General features: G+C 60.6%; 16 protein-coding genes and 1 tRNA gene. 13 read left to right on the forward strand and 4 right to left on the reverse strand.

Annotated elements, in window-relative coordinates; translation table 11 throughout:
* Positions 1 to 222: 222 nt before the first annotated feature.
* On the forward strand, positions 223 to 750 hold the full coding sequence (locus U3654_RS06455) for a component of SufBCD complex (RefSeq protein WP_324754521.1): 528 nt from the start codon (positions 223 to 225) through the stop codon (positions 748 to 750).
* Positions 751 to 795: 45 nt separating this feature from the next.
* A complete protein-coding gene (gene mfd, locus U3654_RS06460; RefSeq protein WP_324754522.1) occupies positions 796 to 4,305 on the forward strand; it encodes a transcription-repair coupling factor in 3,510 nt (1,169 codons plus the stop codon).
* A gap of 80 nt (positions 4,306 to 4,385) precedes the next feature.
* Here the strand turns inward: mfd and U3654_RS06465 are convergent, their stop codons facing one another.
* Both U3654_RS06465 and U3654_RS06470 read right to left on the reverse strand, forming a co-directional pair.
* Entirely contained in the window at positions 4,386 to 4,631 is a 246-nt protein-coding gene (locus tag U3654_RS06465; RefSeq protein ID WP_324754523.1) for a hypothetical protein, read from the reverse strand.
* 3 nt (positions 4,632 to 4,634) lie between these two features.
* Positions 4,635 to 5,288, reverse strand: a complete 654-nt coding sequence (locus U3654_RS06470; protein ID WP_324754524.1) for an alpha/beta hydrolase — start codon at positions 5,286 to 5,288, stop codon at positions 4,635 to 4,637.
* 192 nt (positions 5,289 to 5,480) lie between these two features.
* On the opposite strand from U3654_RS06470, the gene U3654_RS06475 reads away from it, so the two are divergent.
* From U3654_RS06475 to U3654_RS06525, 11 genes are all read left to right on the forward strand, one after another.
* Positions 5,481 to 5,942 carry an Rrf2 family transcriptional regulator gene (locus U3654_RS06475; RefSeq protein ID WP_324754525.1) on the forward strand — a complete coding sequence of 154 codons (462 nt, stop codon included), beginning with the start codon at positions 5,481 to 5,483 and terminating at the stop codon, positions 5,940 to 5,942.
* Positions 5,943 to 6,054: 112 nt separating this feature from the next.
* The gene (locus U3654_RS06480; RefSeq protein WP_324754526.1) at positions 6,055 to 7,107 is read left to right on the forward strand and encodes a cysteine desulfurase family protein; all 1,053 of its coding nucleotides are present in this window, start codon (positions 6,055 to 6,057) and stop codon (positions 7,105 to 7,107) included.
* A gap of 15 nt (positions 7,108 to 7,122) precedes the next feature.
* Entirely contained in the window at positions 7,123 to 8,676 is a 1,554-nt protein-coding gene (gene sufB, locus U3654_RS06485) for a Fe-S cluster assembly protein SufB (protein WP_324754527.1), read from the forward strand.
* Between the two features lie 48 nt (positions 8,677 to 8,724).
* Positions 8,725 to 9,507 carry an FkbM family methyltransferase gene (locus U3654_RS06490; RefSeq protein ID WP_324754528.1) on the forward strand — a complete coding sequence of 261 codons (783 nt, stop codon included), beginning with the start codon at positions 8,725 to 8,727 and terminating at the stop codon, positions 9,505 to 9,507.
* The gene (locus U3654_RS06495; RefSeq protein WP_324754529.1) at positions 9,504 to 10,103 is read left to right on the forward strand and encodes a hypothetical protein; all 600 of its coding nucleotides are present in this window, start codon (positions 9,504 to 9,506) and stop codon (positions 10,101 to 10,103) included. The genes U3654_RS06490 and U3654_RS06495 overlap by 4 nt, the downstream gene beginning before the upstream one ends.
* 37 nt (positions 10,104 to 10,140) lie before the next feature.
* Positions 10,141 to 10,896, forward strand: a complete 756-nt coding sequence (gene sufC, locus U3654_RS06500; protein WP_324754530.1) for a Fe-S cluster assembly ATPase SufC — start codon at positions 10,141 to 10,143, stop codon at positions 10,894 to 10,896.
* The gene (locus U3654_RS06505; protein ID WP_324754531.1) at positions 10,896 to 12,182 is read left to right on the forward strand and encodes a SufD family Fe-S cluster assembly protein; all 1,287 of its coding nucleotides are present in this window, start codon (positions 10,896 to 10,898) and stop codon (positions 12,180 to 12,182) included. Before sufC ends, U3654_RS06505 begins: the two co-directional genes overlap by 1 nt.
* Positions 12,182 to 12,667 carry a YIP1 family protein gene (locus U3654_RS06510; protein ID WP_324754532.1) on the forward strand — a complete coding sequence of 162 codons (486 nt, stop codon included), beginning with the start codon at positions 12,182 to 12,184 and terminating at the stop codon, positions 12,665 to 12,667. The genes U3654_RS06505 and U3654_RS06510 overlap by 1 nt, the downstream gene beginning before the upstream one ends.
* Positions 12,664 to 13,260, forward strand: coding sequence for a Yip1 family protein (locus U3654_RS06515; RefSeq protein WP_324754533.1), 597 nt, complete (start codon positions 12,664 to 12,666; stop codon positions 13,258 to 13,260). The genes U3654_RS06510 and U3654_RS06515 overlap by 4 nt, the downstream gene beginning before the upstream one ends.
* The gene (locus tag U3654_RS06520; protein ID WP_324754534.1) at positions 13,260 to 14,480 is read left to right on the forward strand and encodes a cysteine desulfurase; all 1,221 of its coding nucleotides are present in this window, start codon (positions 13,260 to 13,262) and stop codon (positions 14,478 to 14,480) included. Before U3654_RS06515 ends, U3654_RS06520 begins: the two co-directional genes overlap by 1 nt.
* Before the next feature lie 57 nt (positions 14,481 to 14,537).
* Positions 14,538 to 14,614 (forward strand) — tRNA-Arg (locus U3654_RS06525).
* An 18-nt stretch (positions 14,615 to 14,632) separates the two neighbouring features.
* Here U3654_RS06525 and U3654_RS06530 read toward each other — a convergent pair.
* Positions 14,633 to 16,024, reverse strand: coding sequence for a M20/M25/M40 family metallo-hydrolase (locus tag U3654_RS06530; RefSeq protein WP_324754535.1), 1,392 nt, complete (start codon positions 16,022 to 16,024; stop codon positions 14,633 to 14,635).
* Between the two features lie 64 nt (positions 16,025 to 16,088).
* On the reverse strand, positions 16,089 to 16,421 hold the full coding sequence (locus tag U3654_RS06535; RefSeq protein WP_324754536.1) for a 5-aminolevulinate synthase: 333 nt from the start codon (positions 16,419 to 16,421) through the stop codon (positions 16,089 to 16,091).
* Between the last annotated feature and the right edge of the window lie 266 nt (positions 16,422 to 16,687).

Genomic DNA, 16,687 nt, shown 5'->3' on the forward strand with positions numbered 1-16,687 from the left:
TGCGACGTATCATGCCCTACGTGCCACGTAAGTCAAAGCGCCTCAAGGGTGGGAATTGTCGCGGCGCCGCGACAATGTGTTTCGTACCCAACCCCGCCTTTAGGGATGTTTCGACATTTGTCACCCGGCGCGTGCACCGCACTGCACTTCACGAAAAGCGGTGCTTCATGTTCTTTGCAAAACGCATTAAGAGGGGCCGAAACGTGGCGGATCGGGGCAAGCGTGGACTGGTATTCAACCGTTTTCGAGATGATCGACATGCGCAGCTTCAGCAACCTCTGGTTCTGGATCGCGCTGGCGGTCATGTGGTCATCGACCAGCCATTATGTGCTGGGCGTGCCATGGGACATGGTCGTGCGGGCACGTAAGGGCCGCGCGCAGGCCATGGACGACATGAACGCCCTCGCCGCGATCAACTCCCGACGCATCCTTTATATCAGCCACGAGTCGGGGCTGTTGCTGACTGGTCTCGTGTTCTTTTTGCTGACGGGCGCGGCCATGCTTGGCTGGGGCTACGGACGCGAATTTGCGCAGGCGGTTTTCCTGCTGATGCTGCCAATGTCGCTGGTATGGCTGTTATCCGTGCGCACTGCCGCCAAGATTGAGGCGGCGGGGATGGTCAGTGACGAGCTGATCTCTCGGCTGACCCGCCACCGCCTGTTCGTACAGATGATCGGAATGCTTTCGATCTTTGTGACCGCGATGTGGGGCATGTATCAGAATATGACAACCTCCGCGCTTGGGGGATGAGGCGACCCGCCACGCACTTAAACGCCGTCCGAGAGAGCCTGCCAGATGAGTGACACCCCCAAGCATATTACAATCTCCGGTGCGCCCGAGGGGTTCGACGCGCGCCTCGTGCTGGATGAGGTTGCTCGCGCGGGTGGCCCGGTCGTGCATATCGCCCGCGACGACAAGCGTATGGCGGCGATGGCCGCGGCCCTCGCGTTCCATTCCCCCGCAATGCCGGTGGTGCAATTCCCCGCTTGGGATTGTTTACCGTTTGATCGCGTGTCGCCTAATGCCGACATTTCCGCCGCGCGTATGGCCACGCTGGCGGGGCTGGTGCACGAGATGCCGGCCCAGTTCGTTCTGCTGACGACGCTTGGCGCGGCGATGCAGCGTATCCCGGCACGCGACGTGCTGCGCGGTGCAGCCTTTATCGCTCAAGTCGGCCAGCGCATTGATGAGGCCGCGCTGCGCGCGTTCCTCGTGCGTATGGGTTTCGTCAACAGCCCCACTGTGACCGAGCCGGGTGATTATGCGGTGCGCGGCGGTATTATCGACATTTTCCCGCCGGGCGACGCTGATGGCGGTGGCCCTGTGCGACTCGATCTCTTTGGTGATGTGCTGGACGGCGCGCGCCGCTTTGATCCCGTGACGCAACGCACCACGCGCAAGCTGGACATGATCGAACTGGCCCCGGTGTCCGAAGTCATTCTGGACGAGGCCGCGATCATGCGCTTTCGCCAGAACTACCGCATCGAATTCGGCTCGGCGGGCAGTGATGATCCGCTATATGAGGCGATCAGTGCGGGCCGTAAGGCGCAGGGGGCCGAGCATTGGCTGCCCTTCTTTCACGAGAAGCTGGAGACGCTGTTCGATTACCTGCCGGATGCTCCTGTGCTGCTCGACGATGGCATCACGCCCGCCCGCGTCGCCCGCTGGGATAGTATCGAGGATCAGTACGGCGCGCGCAAACACGCGATGAGCGTCAAAGGGCGCAGCGACAGTGTCTATAAACCAGTCGAGCCCGGTCTGCTTTATCTGAATGATGCGGATTGGGACGCGGCGATGGCCCCGCACCGCGCCGTGCAGTTCAGCGCGCTGCCTCAGGCGACCGGCCCCGGCGTGACGGATGCGGGCGGGCGCATCGGGCGCAACTTTGCCCCCGAGCGGCAACAGGAAAATATCAGTCTTTTCGGTGCCTTGAAGGACCATATTCAGGCAAAGATGACGCACGGCCCCGTCCTTATGGCCAGTTATTCCGAGGGCGCGCGCGAGCGGATGGAAGGGCTGCTAGAGGACGAAGGCCTGATTGGCCCCGCCACTGTCACCTCTGCCGAGCGTCTGGGTAAAACGGGCCTGCACCTCGCTGTTTGGGGCCTCGACTCGGGCTTTGAGGGGCCATGGAATGGCGCGCATCTGACCGTCATCTCGGAGCAGGACATTCTGGGCGACCGCCTGATCCGCGCGCCCAAGCGGCGTCGGCGCGCCGAGAATTTCCTGAGCGAGGCCAACAGCCTGACCCCCGGCGATCTGGTCGTACATGTCGACCACGGCATCGGGCGCTACCAAGGGCTGGAGGTCGTGACCGCTCTTGGTGCCGCGCATGAATGCCTCGTGCTGGACTACGCCGAGGCGTCTAGGCTCTATCTGCCGGTTGAAAATATCGAACTGCTCAGCCGATACGGTCACGAAGAGGGCCTGCTGGACAAACTTGGCGGCGGCGCGTGGCAGGCGAAAAAGGCCAAGCTGAAGGAACGCATCCGCGAGATGGCGGATCGCCTGATCCGCATCGCAGCCGAGCGCGCCCTGCGCACCGCCCCCGTGCTGGAGCCCGAGCATCACGCGTGGGAGGAGTTTTCCGCCCGCTTTCCGTACGAGGAAACCGAAGACCAACTGCGCGCCATCGAGGACGTCATGGCCGATTTGCAGGCCGGCACCCCGATGGATCGACTGATCTGCGGCGATGTCGGCTTTGGCAAGACCGAGGTGGCGATGCGCGCCGCCTTTGCCGCGTCGATGTCGGGGATGCAGGTCGCCGTGATCGCACCCACTACGCTGCTGGCGCGCCAGCACCATCAGGGCTTTGCCGAACGGTTCCGCGGCTTTCCGGTCACCGTGCGCCCGCTGTCGCGCTTTGTTTCGGCCAAGGATGCGGCGACGACGCGCGACGGGCTGGCGCGCGGCCAAGTCGATATCGTCGTCGGCACCCATGCACTGCTGGCCAAGGGTATCAGATTTCAAAACCTCGGCCTGCTGATTATCGACGAAGAGCAGCGCTTTGGCGTCGCGCACAAGGAACGGCTAAAGGCGCTGCGCAGCGACGTCCACGTGCTGACCCTGACCGCCACGCCGATCCCGCGCACCCTGCAACTCAGCCTGTCGGGTGTGCGCGACCTCAGCATCATCGGCACGCCCCCCGTGGATCGTCTGTCGATCCGCACCTATGTCAGCGAATTCGACCGTGTGACCCTGCGCGAGGCCCTGCTACGCGAACACTATCGCGGCGGCCAAAGCTTTTTCGTCGTCCCGCGTATTTCGGACCTGCCGGAAATCGAGGCGTTCATGGAAAACGAAGTGCCCGAAGTCACCTATGTCATCGCCCATGGCCAGATGGCGGCAGGCGAGCTGGATAAGCGCATGAACGCCTTCTACGACGGCAAGTACGACGTGCTGCTGGCGACAACCATCGTGGAATCCGGTCTGGATATCCCGACCGCGAACACGATGATCATCCACCGCGCCGACATGTTTGGCCTGTCCCAACTCTATCAGATCCGGGGTCGGGTCGGGCGCTCGAAAACCCGCGCCTACGCTTATCTGACCACCAAACCGCGCCTCAAACTGACGCCGGCCGCTGAAAAGCGCCTGCGCGTTCTGGGTAGCCTCGACACGCTCGGCGCGGGTTTTACACTGGCCAGCCAAGACCTCGACATTCGTGGCGCCGGGAATCTGCTGGGCGAGGAGCAATCCGGCCAGATGCGTGACGTCGGCTATGAGCTATACCAGTCCATGCTGGAAGAGGCTGTGGCCAAGATCAAGGCCGGCGAAACCGAGGGCATTCTGGACGATGGCGGCCAATGGGCGCCCCAGATCAACCTCGGCGTGCCGGTCCTTATCCCCGAAAATTACGTGCCGGACCTCGACGTGCGCCTCGGCCTCTATCGCCGTCTCAGCAGCCTTGCCAGCAAGGTCGAGCTCGAAGGTTTTGCCGCTGAGCTGATCGACCGTTTCGGCGCGCTGCCCAAGGAGGTGAACACGCTCATGCTGGTCGTGCGCATCAAGGGCATGTGCAAGAAAGCGGGTATCGCCAAGCTGGACGGCGGACCCAAGGGCGCGACGATTCAGTTCCATAACGACAAGTTCGCATCCCCCGAGGGGCTGGTTGAATTCATCAAGGATCAGCGCGGCCTCGCCAAGATCAAGGACAACAAGATCGTGGTGCGCCGCGATTGGAAAAAGGACAGCGACAAGATCAAGGGCGCGTTTTCCATCGCCCGTGATCTGGCCCAAAAGGTCGTCGACAAGAGCAAAGCTCAAAGGACCGAGACCCCAAAGAAAAAGGCCGGATCAAGCTGATCCGGCCCGTCGCATGTTGTGGCTTGAAATACCCCCGACCGGAGGTTTCCGATCCAGACAGGCTGGTGCGCTGCAGGCGCTTAATCAGGTTCGACTTTACTCGCCTGCGCCGCCTTGAACGCCTTCACCCTATCGGACAGCATCTTGCGCGCCTTGGTATTGGCGCGGCGCACGCGCACGGCGGTCAGGAATGCCTCTTCGGCAGTCTGCGAGGTCGCGCCCATCATGTTGGCCAGATCGTCAACGATATGTTCGTCGCCGGTGATTTCTTCGGCCTTCAGCGCGTCCTGTGCCAACTGGTCGGCCAGATCCTCGGTGACACCCATGGATCAGCGTGTGCCTTCGGTCAGGCGACGTTTGACGTAGCCAGTGACGGTGTCGATCATTGTATCCATATGTGGCTCTTCAAAGAAGTGGCCGGCGCCTTCGACCTCGTCATGCTGGATGGTGATACCCTGCTGATCGTGCAGTTTGTTGACCAGCGTGACCGTGTCGGCAGGCGGTGCCACGCGGTCGGCCGTGCCATTGATGATGAGGCCCGAGGCCGGGCAGGGCGCGAGGAACGAGAAATCATACATGTTCGCGGGTGGTGACACGCTGATAAAGCCTGTGATCTCGGGGCGGCGCATCAACAGTTGCATGCCGATCCACGCGCCAAAGGAAAAGCCCGCGACCCAGCAATGTTTGGAATTGGCGTTCATCGATTGCAAATAATCCAGTGCCGACGCGGCGTCAGACAGTTCGCCCACGCCCTGATCGTATTCACCCTGACTGCGCCCAACGCCGCGAAAGTTAAAGCGCAGCACGGTAAAGCCCATTTTGTAAAAGGCGTAGTGCAGGTTGTAGACGACCTTGTTGTTCATCGTCCCGCCGAACTGCGGATGGGGATGCAGCACGATGGCAATCGGCGCGTCCTTTTCCTTTTGCGGGTGATAGCGGCCTTCAAGACGGCCTTCGGGGCCGGGAAAGATAACCTCGGGCATTCATCGTTCCTTGCTGTCGGGCTTCGGCTGCGGCGATGCCCGTTGACGGGGAGGCCGGCGCGCCTTAGAACCATTCTAAACTTTGGGTCGCCCCGGCAGATGCAGGTGGCATGACCAAAGGACTCGGCGTCAGATAAGCGTCCCGGCGCGCAAGGTCAATCTATTCGCAGCCAGCCCGAGGGAGGGATCGCCATGAAACTTAGCACCAAAGGGCGTTACGCGATGGTCGCATTGTCGGATATCGCGCTGCAGCCCGAAGGTACATTGGTCACGCTGGGCGAAGTATCACGCCGCCAGAGCATATCTTTGCCTTATCTTGAACAGCTATTCGTCAAGCTGCGCCGCGCCAAGCTGGTGGCCTCGGTGCGCGGCCCCGGCGGTGGGTATCGGCTGGCGCGACCCACATCAGAGATTCGCGTGTCAGAGGTTTTGGCGGCGGTCGATGAGACGGTGGATGCCATGCACAAGGGTGCGGGCGCGTCAGGTGGCGCGTCAGGCAGCCGTGCGCAGTCGATGACCAACCGCCTGTGGGAGGGGCTGAGCGCGCAGGTCTACGTCTATCTGCACCAAACGCGACTGAGCGATGTGGTCGGCAATACGCTGGCACCATGTCCGGCTGTGCCGTCGCTCTTTGCAGTGGTGGACGACGATTGATGCGCCCCGTTGCAGTTTTTGCGCCGTCTTCGGCGTCGCGGGGCGCACCCGCCTGCGGCGTGAGCGCTGGCCTGCGGCGCGAGTATTTTTGGAACTGTGAAAGCAGGGCGACATGAGCAGCCGTGTCTATCTGGACTACAACGCGACCGCGCCTTTGCGAACCGAGGCGCGCACGGCGATGATGGCGGCGATGGATATCGTCGGCAACCCGTCGAGCGTGCATGCCGAGGGCCGCAGCGCCAAGGCGCTGGTCGAGCGCGCGCGCGCGCAGGTTGCGGCGGCGTTGGGCGCAGACGGGGCCGATTTGATTTTTACCTCCGGCGCGACCGAGGCCGCAGCATTGGCCTGCGCCGGACGGGGGCTGAGTGGCTCTCTGATTGAGCATGAGGCCGTGGCCGCGTGGACTGATGGAGCGCTGAACGTGTCGTCGCATGGTGCAGTGGAGGTGGCGCATCCGACGCGCACCGCGCTTCAGCTGGCTAATTCCGAAACGGGCGTAATCCAGGACCTGCCGGGCGGCCTCGCTGTTTGCGACATGACGCAGGGCTTTGGCAAGCTGCCGGTCGCCTTTAACACGAGCGGCGCGCAGATGGCGCTGGTTTCGGCGCACAAGCTGGGCGGACCGAAGGGGATCGGTGCGCTTGTGGTGCGGCGCGGCACCGATTTGGCCGCGCAGATCAGGGGCGGCGGACAGGAGATGGGCCGGCGGTCCGGCACCGAAAACGTCATTGGAATAGCAGGATTCGGGGCAGCAGCCGAGGCTGCGGCGTGCGATTTAGCGAATGGTGTGTGGGCGCGGGTCGAGAAACTTAGAAACATTCTAGAAAAGACCATTGCAGCCGCCGCAAATAAGACTATTTTTGTCGGGAATGAGTCGAAGCGTCTGCCGAACACCTCCTGCATGCTCACGCCCGGCTGGAAGGGCGAGACGCAGGTAATGGCGATGGATCTGGCGGGGTTCGCAATTTCGGCCGGATCGGCGTGTTCGAGCGGCAAGGTGCGCGCCAGCGCTGTGCTGGGAGCCATAGGTTACAGCGAGGCGGATTCGGCATCGGCCATCCGCGTCTCGCTGGGGCCGGAAACGACGAAAGACGAGATCATGCGCTTCGCCGAAACTTGGCTGAGGCATTTGGACAAACACCGCGCTCGATCAGGCGCGTTTTAAAACGGAGACACGGACATGACGGTACTCGATGATGCACTGGTCAAAGACGATCAAACCGACGACGGGCGAGTCAAGGAAGGGGTCGATCAGGAAACCGTGGATGCGGTCCGCGAAGTGGGCGGCGCCTACAAGCATGGCTGGTCTACCGATATTGAGATGGAATATGCGCCCAAGGGCCTGACCACGGATATCGTGCGTCTGATTTCCGAAAAGAACGAGGAGCCGGAATGGATGCTGGAGTGGCGTCTGGCCGCCTATGATCGCTGGCTGACCAAGACCGAGCCGGATTGGGCAATGGTCGACTATCCCGAAATCGACTTTCAGAATCAGTATTACTACGCGCGCCCCAAGTCGATGCTGGTCAAGCCCAAGTCGCTGGACGAGGTCGATCCCAAGCTGTTGGCCACCTACAGCAAGCTGGGCATCCCCCTGCAGGAGCAGGCCATTCTGGCCGGCGTCGAAGGCGCGGGCGAGATGCCTGCCGAGGCGCGCAAGGTCGCCGTCGATGCCGTGTTCGACTCGGTTTCGGTTGGCACGACCTTTCAGAAAGAGTTGCTTGAGGCGGGCGTGATCTTCTGCTCGATCTCGGAGGCGATCCGCGAGCATCCCGAACTGGTCAAGAAATACCTCGGCACCGTCGTGCCGGTGAATGACAACTTCTATGCAACGCTCAATAGCGCGGTATTCTCTGACGGTTCTTTCGTCTATGTGCCGCCCGGCGTGCGTTGCCCGATGGAACTGTCGACGTATTTCCGCATCAACGCCGAGAATACCGGCCAGTTTGAGCGCACGTTGATTATCGCCGATAAAGGCAGCTATGTCAGCTACTTGGAAGGCTGTACTGCACCCCAGCGGGATGAATCGCAGCTGCACGCGGCTGTTGTCGAGATCATCATCGAAGAAGACGCCGAGGTGAAGTATTCCACCGTTCAGAACTGGTATCCCGGCGATGAGAACGGCAAGGGCGGCATCTATAACTTCGTGACCAAGCGCGCTGATTGCCGGGGTGATCGGGCCAAAGTGATGTGGACGCAGGTCGAAACCGGCTCTGCGGTGACGTGGAAATATCCCAGCTGCATTCTGCGTGGCGACGATAGCCAAGGCGAATTCTATTCCATCGCCATCGCCAACAACATGCAGCAGGCCGATACCGGCACCAAGATGATCCATCTGGGCAAGCGCACCAAGTCGCGCATCGTTAGCAAGGGGATCAGTGCTGGCCGCGCGCAAAATACCTATCGCGGTCTGGTAAGTATGCACCCCAAGGCTAAGGAATCGCGCAATTATACGCAATGCGATAGCCTGCTGATCGGGGATAAATGCGGGGCGCATACGGTGCCTTATATCGAGGTCCGGAACAACTCGTCCCGCGTCGAGCATGAGGCAACGACGTCCAAGGTCGACGACGATCAGATGTTCTATTGCCGCCAGCGCGGCATGGACGAGGAAGAGGCAGTGGCGCTGGTCGTCAACGGCTTCTGCCGCGACGTGCTGCAGGCTCTGCCGATGGAGTTCGCCATGGAGGCGCAGCAACTGGTTGCGATCTCGCTTGAAGGCTCGGTCGGGTAAAACGATGTGGCGTCTGGTGGACATAATGCGCACAGGCGAGGTGCGGCGATGAATGACGTCGTTATGCCTCTGCCCGAGTTGACGGACGAGACGTATTTTGATGTCTCGGCCGCGCGCAATGCGTTGTCCGCTGGTCTTCCGGTCGCCTTTCCACCGTTTGAGGTGCTACACGTGCCGCAGATGGGGCTGAATCTGTGTCTGAACATGGCGCGCGACCCGATCCAGAACGCATGGCGCAAGGGCGAATTTTTTGAGGCTGAAGAGCTGGAGTTGCTCCGGAAAAACGTCAGGAGTGGCGCACATATCATTGATATTGGTGCGAATACCGGCAACCATGCGATGTTCTTTGCCACTCGGATGGGCGCCACGCGCGTGATCGTTGTAGAGCCGAACCCGCTGGCCATAGCTCCGCTGATGGCCAATGTCTTGCTGAACCGGCTGGAGGGCGTGATTGAGCTTAGCCTGCTGGGCGTTGGGCTATCGGATTCGCCGGGTGGCGGCTATGGGATGAAGCGGCACGATCGCAATCTGGGCGCGACCAAGATGTTCGCGGGTAAAGGCAATCTGGAGGTGCATTCCGGTGACGATTTGCTGGCGGGTGAGGCGCCTGATTTGATCAAGATTGACGTGGAAGGCATGGAAATCAAAGTGCTTTCCGGTTTGGAGCGAACAGTTCGGAAGCATCGCCCAGTGATCCTGATCGAAGTCGACGAAGAGAATGCGGTAGCCTTTGACGCATGGCGTAACAAGCATCGTTATGATGTGGTTCAGAGCCTTCGCCATAGCCGCAAAAACTGCAACTACCTGCTGACACCGGGGGCCACAGCATGAGCGACACCCTCATAGAACGTCCTGAATTGACCATGCCCGAGGCAGAGGCTGCGCGCGTCGCCGAAGCCTACAGCGCAGCAGACGTGATCCTTGAATACGGCAGCGGCGGTTCGACCTTGCTGGCGTCGGAACTGCCGGGCAAAACAGTATTTTCAGTCGAGAGCGACCGGGCCTGGGCGGAAATGATGCAGAACTGGCTGGTGCAGAACCCGGCCAACAACGGCACGCAGGTCGAGGTGATCTGGTCCAATGTCGGCGATACTGGCGATTGGGGCAGGCCGGTGGATGATCGCGCATGGCGGCACTATGCCGACTACCCGCTGGCGGTCTGGCAGCGCGAGGGATTCAAACAGCCAGACGTCGTGCTGGTCGATGGCCGCTTTCGTCCTGGTTGCGCCATGGCAACGGCGTTTTGTACGGCAAAACCCGTGACGATGCTGGTAGACGATTACAAGCGGCGCAAAGGCTATCACGTGGTCGAAGAGTTTCTGGGGACGCCCCGCCTGATCGGTCGCATGGCCGAATTCGAGGTGGCCCCGATGGCTGTGCCGATACACCGGCTGCTGCCGATAATCAAGATGATGATGCGGCCATAAAAGGCTTGCATGATGACAAAGATGAAAGGACTAAAAAATGCTTGAGATCAAGAACCTGCATGTCGAACTTCAAGATGAGGACAAGGCCATCCTCAAGGGCGTCGACCTGACCGTAGAGGCGGGCAAGGTCCACGCGATTATGGGGCCGAACGGGTCTGGCAAATCGACGCTCAGCTACGTGCTGTCGGGTCGGGACGGCTATGAGGTGACGCAGGGTAGCGCGACGCTGGAGGGTCAGGATATTCTGGCCATGGAGCCCGAAGAGCGTGCGGCGGCTGGCCTCTTTCTTGCGTTCCAATACCCGGTCGAAATCCCCGGCGTCGGCAATATGACCTTCATGCGCACCGCCCTCAACGCACAGCGCAAGGCGCGCGGCGAAGAGGAAATGAGCGCGGCCGATTTTCTCAAATTGATCCGTGCCAAGGCGAAGGAGCTCAAGATCGACGCCGAAATGCTGAAACGTCCGGTCAATGTCGGTTTCTCCGGCGGCGAGAAAAAGCGCAACGAAATCCTGCAAATGGCCCTGTTGGAGCCCAAGATGTGTATCCTCGACGAGACGGATTCGGGTCTTGACGTGGACGCGATGAAATTGGTCGCCGAGGGCGTCAACGCGCTGCGCAGCGAGGGTCGCGGCTTTCTTGTGATCACACATTATCAGCGGCTGCTGGACCATATCAAACCGGACTACGTTCACATCATGTCGGATGGGCGGATCGTCAAGACGGGCGGTCCCGAACTGGCCCTTGAGGTTGAGCAGAACGGCTATGCGGATATTCTGGCGGAGGTGGCGTAATGTTGGCGACAAATCCCAAGCAATCGGCAAGCGAGGCGCGGTTGGCCGCGCTGACATTGCCCAAAGGTGGTGTCTGGGCACAGGCGGCGCGCAAGGATGCGCTGGCCCGTCTGCGCGCCATGGGCCTGCCGCAGCGGCGCGACGAGTATTGGAAGTTCACCCGCCCCGACACGCTGACGCAGGCGGATGCACCCGAGGCGGCGGTGTTTCACGCGGATGAAAAGCCAATCTTTGGCGATGTGGATCGAGTCAAAATCGTTTTCGTCGATGGCGTATTCGATGCAGCTGCCAGCGACGATCTGGCCGCCGAAGGCATCACGATCGAGCGTCTGGCCGAGGCGGGTCAGATGGATATCCACTGGGCCAAAGACTTATACGGTGTTCTGGAAACGCGCGGTCAGACTCCTGTCGCGCGATCATTGGCGGCGTTGAACAGTGCTGTATCGACCGACGGCCTGCTGATCCATGTCACGGGCAAGGCTTCCAAGCCTATCAACGTGATTTATCGCCACGAATCAACGACTTCGGATGCGTATCTGCATCACGTGATTAAGCTTGATCCTGGCGCAGAGATGACGCTGCTGGAAAACGGTCCGGCCGCGGCACGTTTCAATAACGTGCTGGAAGTGGACGTCGCTGATGGCGCCTCGTTCCATCATGTACGCACCCAAGGGCGCGATTACGAGCGGCGCGAGGCGACGCATGTCTTTGCCCGGTTGGGGACGGAAAGCCTCTTCAAGTCCTTTACCATGACGGCAAATGGCGTGATGACGCGCAATGAATGCGTGATTGAACTGACCGGCGACGATGCCAGCGCGCATGTGGCGGGGACATCCATGGGCGACGGCGATTTTCATGATGACGACACAGTGTTCGTCACACATGAAGGGCTGCGTTGCGAAAGCCGGCAGGTGTTCAAGAAGGTGCTGCGCAACGGCGCGACCGGCGTTTTTCAAGGCAAGATCCTGGTCAAGGCGGGCGCGCAAAAGACCGACGGCTATCAAATCAGCCAGTCCCTGCTGCTGGACGGCGACAGCCAGTTTCTGGCCAAGCCCGAGCTGGAGATCTATGCCGACGACGTCATCTGCTCGCACGGGTCAACCTCGGGCGCGATCGACGAGGACGCGATGTATTACCTGCGCGCGCGAGGCGTGCCCAAGGGGGACGCAACCGACCTTCTGACGCTGGCGTTCCTCGCCGAGGCGGTGGAAGAAATCGAGGATCTGGCCCTTCAAGATGAGATCAAGGCGTTGCTGGAAGGCTGGCTGGAGCGGCGGCGCGCCTGATGCCAGTCACGCGTGACATCGCGGCCACCTATCGTGCCCCCGGCGCCGTAATGCGGCGGATGCTGTCAATGGGCCAGCGTGAGGATCGTGCGTTGGCGATCCTGATGGCTGGCTGCGTCGTGATGTTCGTTGCGCAGTGGCCGCGCCTTGCGCGTGAGGCGTACCTGACCGAGCAGGAGCTGAACCCGCTTCTTGGCGGCGCGCTGCTGGCTTGGGCATTCATCGCGCCATTGATCTTTTACGCGATCGCGCTGATCAGTCACTGGATCGCACGGGTCTTCGGCGGGCGGGGCAGCGGTTTTGGCGCGCGGTTGTCACTCTTTTGGGCGCTGCTGGCGGCCAGTCCGCTGGTGCTCTTACATGGCCTAGTTGCGGGATTCATCGGGCCGGGGCCCGGGCTGACGGCAATTGGCATTCTCTGGCTGGTGGCCTTTGCCGCATTCTGGGCACTGGGGCTGCGCGAGGCGGAGTGGGGCAGGACATGAACAAAGCATTCGCTATCGACCTTTTTCGCCAAACGCTGAGCGCGCCGCGCGCAGCGGCGGACCGCATTATGGGCCTGGATTTGCCGCGTAGATGGCTGTGGACGGCGCTGGCGCTTATGGGGGTGCTGAACGGCATCGTCTATTCGCTGTTTTTACAGGTTGGTGGCCCGCCTGACCCGGGGACTACGCCTTTGATCCCGCCCGCGCTGCAATCGCCTGCGCTGTTCACCATGTTTCTTCTGGGTGCGTTGGTCATCACGGTGATGACGCTGACCTGGGTGGGGAAGGCAATGGGTGGCAAGGCCGAAGTGCCACAGATTTTGGCGCTGATCGCATGGCTCCAGGTGCTGCGCCTCGCTGTGCAGCTGGCGCTATTGGTATTAATGCTGGCGCTGCCGCTGGCCGGCCTTGTGCTGGTCGTCGTGGCATCAGTTTGGGGTTTGGTGATCCTCGTCGTCTTTATTGATCGGGCGCACGGATTCGAAAATATTTTTAAGGCAGTCGCCGTAATTATCCTCGCGTTTCTGGGGATGTTGATTGGGCTGTCTGCTTTCCTCGGCGTTCTGGCAACGCTGGTTATGGGAGGGGCGTGATGCTCGATATTCAAAAGCTACGCGGCGATTTTCCGATCCTTTCGCGCGAGGTAAACGGCAAGCCGCTGGTTTACCTCGACAATGGCGCCTCGGCGCAAAAGCCGCAGGTGGTTATCGACGCGATCAACACGGCTTACTCACATGAATATGCCAACGTTCATAGAGGCTTGCACTACCTCAGCAACGTCGCGACTGAGAAATACGAGGGCGTGCGCGGCACCATCGCGCGCTTTCTCGGGGTTGCGGATGCCGATCAGATCGTGCTGAATTCGGGCACCACAGAGGGGATCAATATGGTCGCCTATGGTTGGGCGATGCCCCGGTTCCAGCCCGGTGACGAGGTGGTGCTGAGTGTCATGGAACATCACGCCAATATCGTGCCTTGGCATTTCCTGCGCGAACGGCAAGGCGCGGTTTTGAAATGGGTCGATACCGACGTGAACGGTGTGCTCGATGCGCAAAAGGTGATTGACGCCATCGGTCCACGTACCAAATTGGTGGCGATTTCACATCTTTCCAACGTGTTGGGCACCAAGGTTGATGTAAAGGCGATCTGCACTGCGGCGCGGGCAAAGGGCGTTCCTGTTTTGGTCGACGGCAGTCAGGCCGCAGTGCATATGCCCGTCGATGTCGATGACATCGGCTGCGATTTTTATGCCATCACCGGCCACAAGCTGTATGGCCCATCGGGGTCGGGCGCGATCTATGTGCGTCGCGAGCGGATGGAAGAGATGCGGCCCTTTATGGGCGGTGGTGATATGATCCGCGAGGTGACCAAGGACGCTGTGATCTACAACGATCCGCCGATGAAATTCGAGGCCGGCACGCCCGGCATCGTGCAAACCATCGGGCTGGGCGTCGCGCTGGATTACATGATGGGGCTGGGTATGGCGAACATCGCTGCTCATGAGGATCGCTTGCGCGATTATGCGGCCCAAAAGCTGGACGGGCTGAACTGGCTTCAGGTGCAGGGCAACGCACCGGACAAAGCGGCGATTTTCAGCTTTACGATGGACGGGGCAGGGCATGCGCATGACATTTCCACAATCCTCGACAAAAAGGGCGTCGCCGTGCGCGCCGGGCAGCATTGCGCCGCGCCGTTGATGGAACATATGGGTGTCACCGCGACCTGTCGCGCGTCATTTGCCGTCTACAACACCGAGGCCGAAGTTGATGCGTTGGTCGATGCGCTGGAACTGTGCCACGATCTGTTCGCGTGATCCGCGCCCGAATTATGCGTTGCGGGCGGGGCAGCGCACAGGTATATCGCGGCTCAGGCACCCATAGCTCAGCTGGATAGAGCGCTGCCCTCCGAAGGCAGAGGTCATAGGTTCGAATCCTATTGGGTGCACCAAATTTCTATTTATCTCAGCTACTTGACCTGCGTTAGCGCGTCCAGAATGCGCGCCCAACTGCGCGTGCCTTTGTGAAAGCTTTCCATGTCGTACTTTTCGTTTGGGGAATGGATCGCATCGTCGTCCTTGCCAAAGCCGATCAGCATTGCGGTCATGCCCAGGATCTCGCCGAAATGGCCAGCTATGGGGATCGAGCCGCCGCAGCCGACATAGGCGGCCTCTTCGGGCCATTCGTCGGACAGCGCCTTGCGGGCCGCCTCAAAGGCCGGATCGCTGGTCTCCATCATACTTGCGCGGCTGGCGCCATGGGCGGTGAAATCGGCAGTGCAATCCTCGGGCAGCGCGGCGTTTACGTAGGCGCGAAACGCGTCTCGGATCGCTATGGGATCCTGCCCCTCGACCAGACGAAAGCTGATCTTGGCACTGGCCTGACTGGGCAGGACTGTCTTGAACCCGTCGCCGGTATAGCCGCCCCAGATGCCGTTAACCTCAGCGGTCGGGCGCGACCAGATCATCTCAAGCGGCATTCTGCCCTCTTCGCCTGCCGGTTTGCTGAGGCCCACATCCCCGAGAAAGCGGGCATGATCGAAACCCAAGCCCTCCCACTGCGCGCGCACGTCCGGCGAAAGGTCGGGGATATTGTCGTAAAAACCGGGCAGGGTGACGCGGCCAGTGTCGTCATGCAGCCCGGCCAGCACAGAGGCCAGCACGCGGATCGGATTGGCCGCGATGCCGCCAAAGAACCCCGAATGCAGATCCTTATCCGGCCCGGTGATGGTCACCTCGTCGCTGACCATGCCGCGCAGCATTGTCACGATCGCAGGCGTTTTCGACTGGAACAGGCCGGTGTCACAGATCAGCGCGATGTCGGCACGCAGTTCGTCCGCGTTCTCCTGCATGAACGGCACGAGGGAGGGTGAGCCTGATTCCTCTTCGCCCTCGAAGAAAAATGTGATGCGGCAGGGCAGGGTGCCATTGACCTCGCGCCACGCGCGGCATGCCTCGACGAAGGTCATCAACTGACCCTTATCGTCGCTGGTGCCGCGCCCGCGGATGACCCCGCCCTTGGGGGTCTGCTCAACCGCTGGATCAAACGGATCGCGCGTCCAGAGAGGCAATGGATCGACGGGCTGGACGTCGTAATGGCCATAAAATAGCAGATGCGGCGCCCCCTTGGGTGCGTCCTCACCCGCATGACCGACGACCATGGGATGCTTTGGCGTCACACGCTTTGCGGCCTTGATGCCAATGCTTTGCAGGTCGTTCACCAGCCAGTCGGCGGCATCCTGACACGCGTCTGCATAGGCCGGATCGGTCGAGATTGACGGGATGCGCAGGAATTCCAGCAGGCGCTGCGTGGCGGAAGGAAGGTCAGCGTCTATGCGGGCGAGGACGGCATCAAGCGACATCGGGAAAGGCTCCTGTTTAGGGAATCGCCCGGAGCGTAGCTGACATGCAGGCAGTGTCCAGCCTTCAGGCGGCAACCGCCGCCAGCCCTGCCACCACCATGAAGGCACCAAGATACTGGCGAGGCGACAGCCCCTCACCAATATAGTACGCCCAGGCGAGCACCAACATGGACTCGGCGGCGATTACCGCAACATAGACCAGCGAAAGATCGTATCTGCGCAGCATCACAACCTCGGCCCCGAAAGCCAGCACAAAACCAATCACGCCAAGGGTGAGCCCAAGTGCGATTTGCCCGTTCGAACTGCTTTTCATCCCCACGGTTGCAATGGCGTACCCACCTGCCGAAGCCGCGACGAGAAGGGGGACAACCGAATGCAGTGAAAATGCGAACGACACGATAAATATCCGATCAAAGGCGGAATTTTACAAAAGCTGGTTGGTATTAATTATAGATAAAATTGAAAATTATTGGGCCTGCATATATCAAAAAAAAAGCGCAAAAGCAAGATTCGTAGGTATCAGGTTACATACATGGCGCCTCTCCTGTGCATCACGCCTGATCTGGTACGTCGCGTTGTGCCGTCCGTCGCAGGATGCAGAAGCATCATTTCATTGATATGGATCAACGTTCCCGGGCGCGGCACTTTGTACCCTGTTGCATG

Source organism: Roseovarius sp. Pro17, assembly GCF_035599575.1.
GTDB lineage: Bacteria > Pseudomonadota > Alphaproteobacteria > Rhodobacterales > Rhodobacteraceae > Roseovarius.